The sequence below is a fragment of the Steroidobacter sp. genome, from assembly GCF_036402275.1.
GTDB lineage: Bacteria > Pseudomonadota > Gammaproteobacteria > Steroidobacterales > Steroidobacteraceae > Steroidobacter.
Map to the genome: position 1 here is coordinate 187,335 of NZ_DASWTF010000055.1, position 12,954 is coordinate 200,288.

Here is a 12,954-nt window from a genome sequence, read left to right on the forward strand (position 1 = left end):
TTGCGTGCCGGTGCCCTCGGCTATGTGCCAGGCGTTGGTGCGTCCACCGCCGACTCTTTGTCGGGCGCCGGTGGGGAGGGCGCCTTGCAGATGCCAACGAGCCTGCCGCTGATGTCCGCGAGCGCCGATTGGATCTGCCCGAACTTCTGCTCGACGCTGCCCGTCTTGAGCAGCTCGTGTATCGATGCCAGCACCTGCTCGTTCGTTAGAGTCCGCTTGTTGATTTCGTCGGTGGTCGCTCTCAACGCCTTCACGGTGTCGTGAAGCGCATCCACCTTGCCCGCGGTGTTGCCGGCGATCGCCTCCGCGATCTGGCCTTTCGGCGCGCTCGGGCGGATGAGAGGGAGTTTCTGCGGGGTTCCCCAGCTGAGGGATTCGTCGAAGCTCATGAGATTTCTCCAGAAGCAAACGCGTCAGATCTTCGGCACGATGGCGCCCACGTGGCCCGCGATGACCTCCAGCGACTCGTCGCCGTCGCGCGGGATGAGGGTTTCGGGCAGCGTGCTCTTGGCCTTCACCGGTGCGGCGACGGCTTCGTCGTAGATGAAAAGCAACGCTCGAGTCACGATCGTTTCCAGGCAACCGGCGGAACCGAAGATGCGCTCGATCGGCAGGCAGCGGGAGGTCATCTGCTCGACGACCGGACGCCAGCGCCGATCGGTCTCGCGTTGCTGATGCAGCTCGTCATACAGCACCTGAGCGAACAGCAGGTTCGAATAGTCGGCATTGGGCCAGTTCTGGTTGCTTTTCAGATAAGCGACATAGGTCGCCGGGGCAGTTTTCCAGCCTGCCGCACCGTCGATGGGGCGCAACAGCTTTCGGATCGCGGTGAGCTCATCCTTGATGTCGAGCACGGTTCTTGATGGATTGGGGACTGTGAAGACGTCCAGATAGTCCGGCCGCGTCGGGCAGAGTGGCCGGTCCGGGTCGACGGGCGGCACCGGCGCCGGAGGAACCAATGGCCAGGGCACATCGATCAGGAAGTCGAGCATGTGAGAGCAGGCAGCCGCGCGCACTTCTGGCAGGCCGAGATCGATGTCTCCAGTGCAATAGAAATCGATGGCTCGATCGACCTCGTGGAGCATCTTGTCGAGTACGATCTGCGCGAGCACGGTCTTGTCGTCGCAGGTGCAGAGTGTCAGGCAATCCAGGTGCCGCGCCAGCATGCCGCGATGATTGACGAGGTCGATCAACCGCATCTCGGCCCCGCTGACGGATGCCGGCCCGTACAGGCCATAGTTCAACACCGCGGGCCGCGCCACTCGCAGCAGTCGGAAGCCGCCGGCTGGGTGGAAACCTTCGATGAAAAGTTTCATCGCCTCGTGCAGCGTGGCCAGCTCGGGTGAAGTTGGCGATATCTGACGGAGGGTCGTGTTGACGAAGCGATTGAGACGATTCAGCGGAGCCCACGAAGTGGCGCCGAGCGTGCGCATGCCGGTCGAGCTGCCGCCACCCGCATTGTGAATTAGCTCGTCCATGGTTCGCGCGATCTCGCCTTCGGACAACAGCGATCGGAGATCTCCCTGTCCTTTGGCTTCCAGGACCGTGGACATGTGCCGATATGCGCGCATGCCACGCGGCCACGCGTCGTTGTTCATGCCTCGCGCCGATGCGCCGTCCACACGTCGCAACGCATTCAGCACGGCATCGCGCCGCGACTGCAGCTCCGAGTACGGAGCTTGCAAAAGGAAGCGCCCTCCGGCGAATCCGACATTCGCCATGGATTCGCCCATGAGCACCAGCATGACCGCGCAGACTTCGTCGATGCTCTGTGCGAGACCGCGGAAGCTTCTGTTCATGGCAGGGGTCAATGCGCCGATCATGCGCGAGAGGCGGGCGTATTCACCGAGCTGACGGCGCATGGCAAACGCGATATCCCGTTTGTTTGGATCCATTCCGAAACTGGCGGCGGATACGCCTTCGTCGATCGAGCGGTTGATGACGGTCCGCCAGCCTTCGAGCTCGGGGCGGATGTCCTTGGAGAGGTTGGCCGTGATGAGCTCCTGCAAGTCGAGGTTGACGTCGGCGCGGGACTGGTCGAGATCCAGGTTCGTTGCAGTGGGCGTCGTGATGTCGACGGGGCGCAGGGATTGAGTTCGAAGGAAGGGCAACCCGCGCGCTTCCCCGTCGATGGCCTGCGCGCGCGCGTCGTTCTGATAGCGCTCGGACAACGCTTGCGCGATCTGCGCGGGATCGGTCGGGTCGCCGACATGCAGTTCGCGACGTAGCAGATTATCCAGCGCCATGCGCTGGCGATCGCCCGCGACGGATTCCGCGCCACGCTGCGCATTGATGAGGCTGTTTGAACCAGGATAGTTGGCCATCGTGAGTCCTCGTTGATGTTTCAGGCCGCCACTCTCGCTGTCGCGCCCGTGCCGTTCGAAACACGTCGATTGAGAATCTGCGTCACGCGCCGCGCCAGCTCCTTGGGCGCGATGCGCCCGGCCTCGAGCGCGTAGTGCGCAGCGCTAACGAGATGTCGCGAAGGCAGCTCGACGTTACGACCTTCCGTCAGGCGTCTCGCACCTTCGCGGATCGCGACCTCGTCGTCCGCGCGAAAGGGAATGACGTCGAAGAGCGCACGCTGCGCGAGATTGCGCCTAGTCTGATAAACGATCTCGTCCACCACCTCGGGAATCAGCCGCGGCGCGGTGCGCATCAGTGGCTGGGGGATTCGATGCCCGTCCGCCGGTCGATACAAACCTTGCCACACGCGCAGCAGCCGAGTGGCGTCGCTGGAAAAATTCATCCGCCGCAACAGCTCCGCAAGCAGATAGACACGCAGATAAGCAGTCGGGTGCGCACCGCCAGGCCGATATGTCATGGTCCGAGGCTGCGGTTGCGCAAGAAAGTCCGCCATGCCCCACGCAGCCGCGGGTCCCCCAAGCAGCACAGCGGCAAAATCGGCGAAGATTTCTTTGTGCCATCGGCCATAGACCGTTGCCAGAAAGGGACTGCGCGCATGACCCATCACGCGCCTCAGCACGGCTTCGCGGTTCTCCTGCCAGATGCCCAGATCCGCATGGAGGTTGTGCGCCACTTCATGCAGGAACACGCTTTGCCACGGCTGATCCCGATCCCAGGGAATGCGAATCAATGGAAACGGATTGCCTTCGCCCAACAAGCGCGACAGCTGCACCCCGCGTCGCATGGTCGCGGGCGAGTAGCCATGCTCCATGTAACACACGGGTTTGAGCAGCGGACCGTCGAAGATGCGAGGGGCTGCCTCGCGCACGGCCACATAGCAGTCCTCGGCAATAGAGTCGTGTGCCGCAAGCGCGGGTCCGAAATTCGTGCCGCGCTGTGCAAAGACTTCGTAGAACATACCGAACAGCCGACGGGCGCGATCCAGCTCGCGCTCGACAAGGGCGAGATCTATCAGCATTCGCTTGGGCGCAGAATTGTTACTTTCCGCTTCCAGCTGCGCGAACCGTCTGCGTGCGGCCTGCTCGACGGCTTCGAGCCGCGCGTTCGCTGCTCGAAAATGCGCGGCTGATGGGGCGTAAGGCATATCCTGGGGACGCAAGCCGACGAACGCATTGTCGATCCTGGAAAGACGGCTCAAGCGAGCGCGCATTCCGTTGATCTTGGTGCGTATGAAACGACGTACGTCCATAGCTGATGTGGCGCCAGCGACCTGTTGGCTCAGCGGCAGCGCAGGTTGAGGACGACCGGCCCGCGAGCAAGGATCCTCCGATTGCGGCATGCGGCGCACGATCCTCCACGCCGCGCGACGGGGGCCGCAACGCGACGAGCGATCGGAGCAACCGTTCGAGCCACGACACGGGCAGCCTGTCCACGCGGAGTTGCACGACGATTGGCCGGCACGAGCGGACGTGACAAACGTCGCACCGCTTGCGGGCGTCGTGCGACCTGTGTCGCTACACGTTGAACGACTCGGACAGCTTGACGAGCGGGCAGACGGCGACGCTGCACTATGCGGCGCGTCGCAATGACTGCTCTCCCGACCGCACGAGTCGCGCTTGGCCCTTGCCGACGTGCGGCTGCGCGCACAGCGTTTGAAACAGCACGAACTGCCGCTTGTCGTACTGGCCGTGCGGCTCGCGCTACGTTGGGCAATGCGCGACGAACGACCATGCCCGCGAGCACCGGCGCCGCGGCGTCGATGCTGTCTTCGTCCAGACCATCGACCAGTTCGTCGACGGCCTCCAACTCATCGGCGCCGTCCGCCAGCAAACGGCCGGCGACGTTGGCGATGCGGCCGATGAGCTGAGCCTGCGGGATAGGTAACATGCTCGCGATCGGCCCGACGACGCGCGCCACGCTGCCGACGGTGCGGCCGACACCGCGAGCGAGACGACGAAGTCGGCGCACGAATTCATCACTATCGACGGCGTCCATGGCGTCCGCGACTGCTTCTTCCATGGCGTCCAGGCCTTCCTCCGCGCCGTCCAACTCGTCGGTGTGGAATTCATCCCAGGCGTCGGTTTCCTGGAGCGCGTCGATCTCCTCGAGCTCATCCATTGCCGCGGAGCCTGCGACATCGCCGCCGTCAATACCGTCGAGGAGATCTTCTTCGCTGGCATCTAGCTCCTCGTACTCTTCGGCCTCATCCCATTCGTCGTGCGTCTCGTATTCATCCATCGCGCTCGCCGGTCCCTCGGGGCTTTCGGTCAACAGATCTTCCATCAGGTCGGTGGCGAAACGGTCCATGGTGCTCTCCTTCGTTGAGAGGAATTAGCGAGGGGTGATGGTCAGCCTGACGGGCCGATTGATGTAGAACGTGCGGGGACCACGGATGAACTGACTCCGTCGTCCGCGACCGAGCGTCGGATCGCGACCGACCGGACCTGTGCGTCGACGCGTCGCAGGTTGCGTTGCTCGTCGCATAGCCTGAGGATCTTGCGCGACCAAACGTGCAGTGTGCGGAAGGTGCTGGCGCACCGTGCGGACAGCGGCTTGTGGTGTTGGCGCCGTACGTGTTGCGACCCGGCCGGCCGAATGCGCGATAGCCGGCAATGCACGCAAGCCTTCCCGACCGCGACCACGCATCAGCTCGCGCGCCGCTGTGCCGACGCCTCGCACTAACGCACGACGCGCACTCTGAGTGAGATGCGCGACGTTTCGAAAGCCCAATCCGCGTGCGGCCGCCCGGGCCGCCATTGCGACCGCCGCAGGCAGCGCCCCGTCAACTTCATCTTCGATGAACAAATCCGACAGAGCGTCGAAATCGTCGAACTCATTGCCGCCGCTGCCGATGAGCTGGCTCAGTTGTGACATCACGTCCTGCGCGCCGCCAGCAGTTCGCCCGATAGCCGAAGAGAGACGTTGAGTTCGGCCGGCAACGTTGCCGACTGTGCGTGCAATCTGCCCGGCTCGACCCAGCGTGTTGGCAACGCCGTGTGCTCCCAGCAGGCGCGCGAGTGTCGCTGCCGCATGTGCCGCAGGCGACGCCACACGAGCAACGCCGCCTACGCCGCGAGCGACTCGCGACACGCCTTGAGCAATCGAGCTCACATTACCGGCGACTGATGCTCCCCGGTTGAGTCCTCGACCGACGACTCCTGCGGCGCGACCCAATCCGCCCAGCAGCCGGCCGATGAACTCGTCTTCGTCGGCGGCATCCAGACCATCGGCGATTTCTTCCTCGAACGCATTCCAGACGGCGGCGGGGCTAAAGTCTTCGGCATGGTCCTGCGCCTCTGCATCGAACAAGTCGCCCTCGAGCGCATCGGCAGAGGCGGGTTGGAACATGGAGTCCGCCCCGTCATCGACCGGATCCAACTCGTCGCCCTGGAATTCATCGCCCACGGCGGCGTCCAGTTCATCGATCGCGTCGATGGAATCGGCGGCGTACGTGTCGTCGGTGTCGAACGATTCACTCATGAGTGCCTCCGCCATGTGACCCGGCGGCGCCGGGCTCGATGTTCAGACTGCGAAGGGACTGTGTGACTTACGGAGAGAGACGACAAACCCGCGATCCGGGGCGGGCGAACGGGCAGGGGCAGGCGGGTGGGCTAGAACGGGGGATTGACAGTCAATTTGAAACACGCATCCGCTATCTTGGAGCGCCCTACACAACATGGAGAGTGGTGCTCATGGTTCGAGGATGGATGCGTTCAGGTCTGATGTGTCTTGCGGTGTTCGGTCACAGTGCGTTTGGCGATGAGTTGCCGAAGCTGGATGCGGCGATCTCCAATTTCAACGAACCGCAGATTCGTGACTTCCACCCGGTGTTCGATTTCGATTCGGACGGGTGTTATCCGGCGACGCCGTTCAATCGTAACAACGATCTCAGTCAAAACCCCGGGCTGAGCGCCACCGGGCGCACGGTGGAAGGGCAATGCAGGGACGCGGGCTGGCAGCAGTTTGCGAACACCCTCCATCGGCAACTGTGCAACGAGAGGGATGAGGCGCAAGGACGCGTCCGGCGCTGTGCGCACCTTTATGAGCTGTACTTCGAAAAAGATCAGGCGATCGCCTGGTCGTTCCTCGGCGGACACCGGCACGACGTGGAGACGGTGATCGTGTGGACCGGAAGAATCGATTACTGGGCGGGTGGCAGCTCGGAATTCGCCAGCCATGTGGCAGCGAGCGCGCACGGCTCATTCAGCACCCGGCGCCTCGCGGACACGATTCACGATGCCGGCCATGCGCACATCGTCTATCACAAGGACGGCGCCGGCACGCACGCGTTCAGATTCGCCAATCAGAGCGATCGCGATCGTGTGGAATTTCTGGGCAACTGGGGCGTGTTCTACGGGCCCGATATCGTCAGTCACTACAGCGCATACAAGTCCTGGAACAACGATGAGTGGGACCGGTACTGGCAGAATGTGCAGTACCGGACGCGTTTGCAGGATTCGAACTTCGGCAGCCAGCTTCAAAACCCGCAACGACGGCGAAATCCTGTACCAGGCCAACAACAACGTGCCGACGTCGGATCCTTTCTGGAGCGGCTTCAGCTTCACCTGGGACGACGTGTGGTTCACACGCGATCAGGAACTCGAGGCGAACTATCCCGCGATTCGCCCGCAACTGCCCGAGTAACCATCGGCCTGCAGGACAGGCGTGACGGCCTGTCCTGCAGGGTTGCTCCAAGTGTCGCCGTTACCCACCGGTAACAAATGCAAGTTCAGGAAACTCTGCGCGAAAACTTCTGTGCGTAGGTGGTTTGCTGGCTGAGCTTGGGGTTTTCTTGCAGTATTTTGTGGCTCCGCACCTGGGGAAAGTGCAGAGGGCTACATGAAGAACGCGTCCGGGCAGACGTCGATGTATCGCTCGCTGATCTGGGTTTTGGTGCTAGGCATCGCGGGGTGCGGCGGCGGTGGCGGAGGTGGGTCTGGCGGTCGCGGTTCGAATGCGCCTCCTGCGCTTGGGTCGCTCGCCTTTTCGACCAAACAAAACACGGATCTGCAAGGTCAGGTGTCCGCGACCGACCCGTCTGGCGAGGCGCTCACGTTTTCTGTTACCGCGAATCCCGCAAGCGGCACGCTCGTCAACTTCAGTCCTACGGGCGCATTCGTTTATCGTCCCGGGCAGAGTTTTCTCGGCGACGATAGCTTCCGTGTCCAGGTGAGGGACGCGAGTGGCAACGCCGTTGACGGCACCGTCAACATCAATGTGCATCCGAATCGCGCTCCCGTCGTGGCGGGCGACGCCGTGCGTGCGGACGGCGCGGCCCTTGCAAACGTTACAGTTCTCGCGAACGACACAGATGCGGATGCCGATCCGCTGACGGTGACTATAGAGGAGGGTCCGCTCGCAGGTATAGCCACGGTCAATGCGGACTCGTCGATCGGCATCAGCGGGTTGCCGGCGGGATTCAAAGGAGTCACGCGTTTCAAATATCGCGTGACCGATTCGAGCGCGGCGTCGGCCGTCGGAACTGCCGCGGTCTTCGTGGGCGCGGAGCCATTTCGGGTCGTGTTCGCAGGCGACCCGCAGGCGAATGGTTCGCCGGAAATATATATGAGCGATTTCGTTGCGGAGCCCGTCGTGCTGACGGCAGCAACCGAAGGCAACATGCGGCTGCGGGGCTTCGCCGCTTCCCAGAACGGCGCAACCGTCGCTTATCGTCGGGAGGATCAAACGAATGCCTCCCGCGTCGAGCTTGGATTCGTGCAGACCGCCACGCCCATTCAACGAGGCACGGCGCCATTGCCGGCGGGGGCGACGCTGCCGCTCGACCCCAACAACACAGACCAATTCATCGTCAGCCCTGACGGTCAGTGGCTGGCGCTGATCGCACGCGTCGGCGGCGTCGACAGCGTGTACATCTTCAACGTCGTGACACGGGCTGGGCTGATCAGGGTCAGCCCGCCGAATACGGTAGTTGCCAGTCGCCTGCGCTTCTCGCGCGACTCGCAGAATCTGTTCTTTCTCGCGTCCCCGGTCGCAGGTGGCGGCGCCAAGTCTCTTTACACCGTGACGGCGGCAGGACCCAGCCCGACTGTGGCTGTTTCCGCGGTGAGCGACCCGGCGACATCGGACGATGTTCTCGACTACTCGGTTTCTGCGAATCAGCTGTCGATTTTGATCCATGCAAATCGCGGCGGGCGTCAGGGAATATTTTTCATCGATGCGCGGCAATTGCAGACCGAAACACAGGTAAGCCACACGCTCGCCTTCGGCGAATCGATCAGTGCTAGCACGATCTCGTTGACGGGCGGCACGATCGGCGGTGGAGCCGGGCAGCGCGTGGGTTACACAGTTCGAACCCCACTGCTGTCGACGCGAGCCTACGTTGCTGAAGTATCTACAACGCCCAATCCGCGCGAAGTGTCGTCGACCGCCGAAGTCGTTGGGCTGCGCCCCGACGACGGTGCGGTGTTGTATGCGAGGAGCGGTCAGATATACGAGCGGGATCTTACTGGTGGTGCTGACACGATCGTCGCGGCGGGCGGCATGGGCTGGTACGACTCGACAGGTAACATCGTGCTCGTACAACAGGCGCAGTTTTCTGGCCTCACTCCGTATCCCGTGCTCGGCGTGACGACACGCGGTGCATTCGGAACCACCCAACTCGTCGGTACGCCCGCGCAAGCGGCTCGCATGAGCGAGGTGAGCGGCTTCGATCGAGGCGTGGCGGTGCTGGCCGAAGGGTCCCCGACAGGCGCGACGCCTGTTCGCGCACGTATCGCGCTCGTGAATGCACTTGCGCCGGATCGACTGCTCTATCTCGCCGAGTTCGATTCGCCTCTGCAACTCACGTCGTCGCCTGCGCAGGTGGTCGCTCGGTAGGTACGAGACGCAGAATCATGCCATTGGGGAAGTTCAAGACGATGTAGGGAATGCGGTCCGGCCCGAGAATCACGTCGCGAATGCGGCCCATCCCTTGGATCACGACTTCTTCCTTCGTGACCTTGCCGGACTCGAGGCGTATGAGCCGCAGTTCCTGGCGGGCAAGGGTCGCCACGAGTAGCTGGTTGTTCCAGGTGTCGAAACGACCGCCGTTGTAGAACGTGAGCGCGGACACGCCAATCGACGGAGTCCAATGGGTTCTTGGCGGCTCGATGCCCTCACGTTGGGTTTCGTTGCTGATGATCGTGCCGTCGTAGTTGGTTCCGTGCGTGACGACCGGCCATCCATAATTCGCGCCCTTGGATATGAGATTGAGCTCGTCGCCGCCGCGGGGGCCGTGTTCCGTGGCCCACAGCTCACCGGTTTGCGGATGTAGGGTGAGGCCTTGCGGGTTGCGATGACCGTAACTCCAGATCGTCGGCAGTGCGCCCGGCCGATCGGCGAATGGGTTGTCCTTGGGGACGCGTCCATCGGCGAAGATCCGATGAATCTTCCCGTACGGAGTGCTCAGATCCTGCGCCTTGTCCTGCTGCAGCCGGTCACCGATGCTGAGGTATAAATAGTCGCCGGCAAAGGCGAGGCGCGAGCCGTAGTGCGCTTTGGAGTCCGAGTAGAAGTTTGGCGATGCCTTGTAGATGACTTGCTGGTCCACCCAGCGATTGTCTCGGATTCGTCCGCGCACGATGGCGGTCATCGCTCCTTGCGAGGTGGGATCGGCGAACGTCAGGTAGATCCAGCCGTTGTTCTTGTAATCCGGATGCGCCTTCACACTATGCAGACCGCCCTGGCCGACGAACCTGACCTCTGGCGTACCCGCGATCGGCCCGCTGCGCTTGCCGTTATCGAACCGCCACAGGCTGCCGCTTTTCTCGACGGCGAGAATGGAATCCTCGTCCAGGAACTCCATCGACCACAGTTCGCCGGACACTTCCGCTACTTTTTCGAGACGGAACCGTTCCCCAGCGGCGCTGCGCGTTTCGCTCGAGACTCCGTAGTCGAGCGTGACGCCGTCGTTCTGGCCGGGCTGATCGCTCAGTGTGAATTTGTCGAGGTTGAAGACCCCGCCGCCTTCCATACCGATGATGCACAGACGATGCCGACCGGTGAGCTGTCGGGCGAGTCCGATGCGCTCGGTGCGGAACGTGTCCCATCCGCCGGTGAGCGTGGTGATTTTTTCTCCTAAGTTGATTCGAGTCGCAGCGTCGAAGTCGCGTCCGTCGAAGGCCACGACGGCGAAACGCCGGGGCGGTTCGCCTTCGCCTTTGGCGTATCGATACTCGATGCTTCTGACGCCACTCAAATCGACGTCGTCGTAGCAGAGATGGCTGCCGCGGTCGATGAACTGCAGAAAGCGGGCCGAATCGTTTCCCGTGATCGCATACCCCGCGGAGCGGTCAGCTCTCAGCGCTTCGGCTTCGATCGTCATGCCGACCCTGGATCCCGGCCGGCCTGTCGCCCGGTCGTGCACCAGGCGGGCAAGTGAAAGCGCAGCCTCCTGATTGAGCACGCGCCCGAAGGCCGGCATGCCTTTGTCGGGCCGGCCTTCACGAATCGTGACCGCAATCTCCTCGATGCTGCCGAGCTTCGTCGTGACCGAGGCCCCGTGACAACCCGCGCACAGTTCCTTGTAGCGGCTCTCCGCCGACTCCGCCGCACCCTGTGCCGGGCCGGCGATAAAGGCGAGAACGATAAGACCACGCATGTCCATGGATCCATCCCTGTCGATAGTCGCGGTAAGTCGCGCCATCGAGCATCGCGGGGCCGCCGGTCCCGAGCCAGCGGAATGGGATGAATGGAAGATTAGCGGGACGAAAAGACCAGCCTGATGCCGAGCAGGACGAACAGCCCGCCGATGCACCGGTTCATCCACGTCACCGCCTCACTGTTGCGCAGCTTGCCGCTCGCTTGCGCGGTCGACCAGGCGACGAGCAGGTTCCACAGAGTGCTGTTGAAGATGAAGACGGCGCCGAGAAACAGAAACGGAATCGCCTTCTGCGCAGCGGCGGTGTCGATGAACTGAGGGACGAACGCCAGAAAGAACAAAGCGACTTTGGGGTTCAAGACATTGGTCCAGAAGCCTCTGAGGAACACTTTCCTGATCTGGCCAGGGACGTCTGTCGGCCCGGCGGTCTTTTCCGGTCGCTTCGAGAACGCCAACGACATTCCCACATAGATCAGATACGCCGCGCCACAGATTTTCACGACCGTAAAGGCAGTCGCGGAAGCCGTCAGCAGCGCCGAGAGCCCAAGCGCGGCCGCCGCGACATGCACGAGACACCCCGCACTGATCCCAAACACCGCGGCCGCTCCCGACCGCCATCCCTGCGTCGTACTGCAGCTCATGATGTAAAGCATGTCGGGCCCCGGCGTCACATTGAGGAGCAGACCGGCGACGACGAACAACAAGAAGTCGTGAGTTCCGAACATAGGGCTGTCCATGAGCAGCGACTGACCGCTTATATGGCGTAGCTTAGGGCAAGACTTGGCGTTACGACACGATCTTGCCCGGATTCGGTCAGATGTCACACCATGTTTGTGTCCTGCTTCGCGAGATCAACGAAGCACTTCGCTACCGCATTTTCCGACTGAATCACTTCCTCGTCCGTCATCCACGAGAAGTGTGCGTCGCGTTTGTTTTTCGACAGCTTGAACCCGTTCTGCTGAACCACGCGGATGAACAGGTCGAGCGAGTGAGCCGGCCAATCAAGTTCGTTCGCGAGGGCGCTCCGCGCTTTGTCGAAGCCGAGCAGGAACGAGATTTCCTGGTCGAGATCGTGCTCGATTGTGCGTTCGAGGGCTCGGCAGAGAAACTCTGTCTGCGCGGTCGCATCGAAGTAGCGGTAGTGGATTGCATCGTTACCGCTCGGGGGGATCTCCGGGGTATCGGGGTTATACGAGGTGCGAGCCATGAGAGTCTTGGAGAAGGACTCCAGCGCAGCTGCGTATTCTGCAAGGTTCGCGAGGATAACAGCGGAGACTGGCAGCACGATGCCTTTGGGCGTGAAGCCGCTCGTGGAAAGCGCCTCGTGAATCAAGTAACGATGCAACCGTCCGTTCCCGTCCATGAACGGGTGGATGTAAACGAAACCGAAGGACAAAGCAGCAGCGGCGACGATGGAGTCGAGGTCGGCGGGATTTGCGCGGAGTCGCTCGGACAATTCCACCAGACCTTCCATGAGCTCGCGAGCGTCGTCCGGTCGCGGTGGAACGAATGCGATCCGTTTGCGATAGCCGAGATCGTCTCCGATCCAGTTTTGCTGCGTGCGATATGAAGCCTCGCGAAAGCGGGGGTCGACCACTGCGTTCTGCAACTCGATGAATCGATCTTCTGACAGGGGCTGATTGCTCTCTGCTTCGCGCAAGAGATCGGCGAATCTTTGCGCGCGCGTCGGACTAGGCTTTTCGCGTTCCACGGCAAAGGAAGATTGCGTCTCCTTCAGATACAGAAAGTCCGCTGCCCGGCGCAGCAGGTCGTGGTCGTACTTAGCCAGTGTTTCATGCGTGCGCTTCTTCAGATCTTTGGCAAGCGCCGTTTCGAGATATGCGCTCCTGTAATGACCCAGCCGAACCTGCTCAGGTTATGCCGCTAATGCGTAAGCTTCAGCGGGTGTCTTCATCCCCAGCGACTGGTGAGGTCGTCGATTGTTGTAAAAGTTGATCCAGTCACCGATCGCTCGAGTGGCGTGCTGC

At 62.2% G+C, this 12,954-nt stretch carries 11 protein-coding genes; 2 read left to right on the forward strand and 9 right to left on the reverse strand.

Annotated features, from left to right (window positions below; translation table 11 throughout):
* Positions 1–20: 20 nt before the first annotated feature.
* From VGD45_RS33965 to VGD45_RS33985, 5 genes are read right to left on the reverse strand one after another with little or no spacing between them, the layout of a single operon-like run.
* Entirely contained in the window at positions 21–389 is a 369-nt protein-coding gene (locus VGD45_RS33965; protein WP_331159855.1) for a hypothetical protein, read from the reverse strand.
* 24 nt (positions 390–413) lie between these two features.
* Positions 414–2,324, reverse strand: coding sequence for a hypothetical protein (locus VGD45_RS33970; RefSeq protein WP_331159856.1), 1,911 nt, complete (start codon positions 2,322–2,324; stop codon positions 414–416).
* 20 nt (positions 2,325–2,344) lie between these two features.
* Positions 2,345–3,616 (reverse strand): hypothetical protein, encoded by a 1,272-nt coding sequence (locus VGD45_RS33975; RefSeq protein WP_349263412.1) that lies wholly within the window; start codon positions 3,614–3,616, stop codon positions 2,345–2,347.
* Between the two features lie 29 nt (positions 3,617–3,645).
* Complete coding sequence (locus tag VGD45_RS33980; RefSeq protein WP_331159858.1) at positions 3,646–4,674, reverse strand: hypothetical protein; 1,029 nt, start codon at positions 4,672–4,674, stop codon at positions 3,646–3,648.
* 24 nt (positions 4,675–4,698) lie between these two features.
* Entirely contained in the window at positions 4,699–5,847 is a 1,149-nt protein-coding gene (locus VGD45_RS33985; RefSeq protein ID WP_331159859.1) for a hypothetical protein, read from the reverse strand.
* Positions 5,848–5,909: 62 nt separating this feature from the next.
* Here VGD45_RS33985 and VGD45_RS33990 point away from each other — a divergent pair, with 62 nt between their 5' ends.
* Complete coding sequence (locus tag VGD45_RS33990) at positions 5,910–7,085, forward strand: NPP1 family protein (RefSeq protein ID WP_331159860.1); 1,176 nt, start codon at positions 5,910–5,912, stop codon at positions 7,083–7,085.
* Positions 7,086–7,206: 121 nt separating this feature from the next.
* A complete protein-coding gene (locus VGD45_RS33995) occupies positions 7,207–9,204 on the forward strand; it encodes an Ig-like domain-containing protein (protein ID WP_331159861.1) in 1,998 nt (665 codons plus the stop codon).
* On the opposite strand, the gene VGD45_RS34000 is transcribed toward VGD45_RS33995, so the two are convergent.
* The 4 genes from VGD45_RS34000 to VGD45_RS34015 form a co-directional block, all read right to left on the reverse strand.
* Positions 9,170–10,966, reverse strand: coding sequence for a PQQ-dependent sugar dehydrogenase (locus VGD45_RS34000; protein ID WP_331159862.1), 1,797 nt, complete (start codon positions 10,964–10,966; stop codon positions 9,170–9,172). The two genes, VGD45_RS33995 and VGD45_RS34000, sit on opposite strands and share 35 nt — an antisense overlap.
* A gap of 98 nt (positions 10,967–11,064) precedes the next feature.
* On the reverse strand, positions 11,065–11,691 hold the full coding sequence (locus VGD45_RS34005; RefSeq protein ID WP_331159863.1) for a LysE family translocator: 627 nt from the start codon (positions 11,689–11,691) through the stop codon (positions 11,065–11,067).
* 95 nt (positions 11,692–11,786) lie between these two features.
* Positions 11,787–12,626, reverse strand: coding sequence for a Fic family protein (locus tag VGD45_RS34010; protein ID WP_331159864.1), 840 nt, complete (start codon positions 12,624–12,626; stop codon positions 11,787–11,789).
* A gap of 216 nt (positions 12,627–12,842) precedes the next feature.
* On the reverse strand, positions 12,843–12,954 hold a 112-nt coding region (locus tag VGD45_RS34015; RefSeq protein ID WP_349263410.1), incomplete at its 5' end, for an integrase core domain-containing protein.

Bases quoted from the DNA above. Each gene is read 5' to 3' on its own strand.
- VGD45_RS34000 (WP_331159862.1), bottom strand. From the start codon at position 10,966: ATGCGTGGTCTTATCGTTCTCGCCTTTATCGCCGGCCCGGCACAGGGT.
- VGD45_RS33970 (WP_331159856.1), bottom strand. From the start codon at position 2,324: ATGGCCAACTATCCTGGTTCAAACAGCCTCATCAATGCGCAGCGTGGC.
- VGD45_RS33985 (WP_331159859.1), bottom strand. From the start codon at position 5,847: ATGAGTGAATCGTTCGACACCGACGACACGTACGCCGCCGATTCCATC.
- VGD45_RS33995 (WP_331159861.1), top strand. From the start codon at position 7,207: ATGAAGAACGCGTCCGGGCAGACGTCGATGTATCGCTCGCTGATCTGG.
- VGD45_RS34005 (WP_331159863.1), bottom strand. From the start codon at position 11,691: ATGTTCGGAACTCACGACTTCTTGTTGTTCGTCGTCGCCGGTCTGCTC.
- VGD45_RS33965 (WP_331159855.1), bottom strand. From the start codon at position 389: ATGAGCTTCGACGAATCCCTCAGCTGGGGAACCCCGCAGAAACTCCCT.
- VGD45_RS33975 (WP_349263412.1), bottom strand. From the start codon at position 3,616: ATGGACGTACGTCGTTTCATACGCACCAAGATCAACGGAATGCGCGCT.
- VGD45_RS33980 (WP_331159858.1), bottom strand. From the start codon at position 4,674: ATGGACCGTTTCGCCACCGACCTGATGGAAGATCTGTTGACCGAAAGC.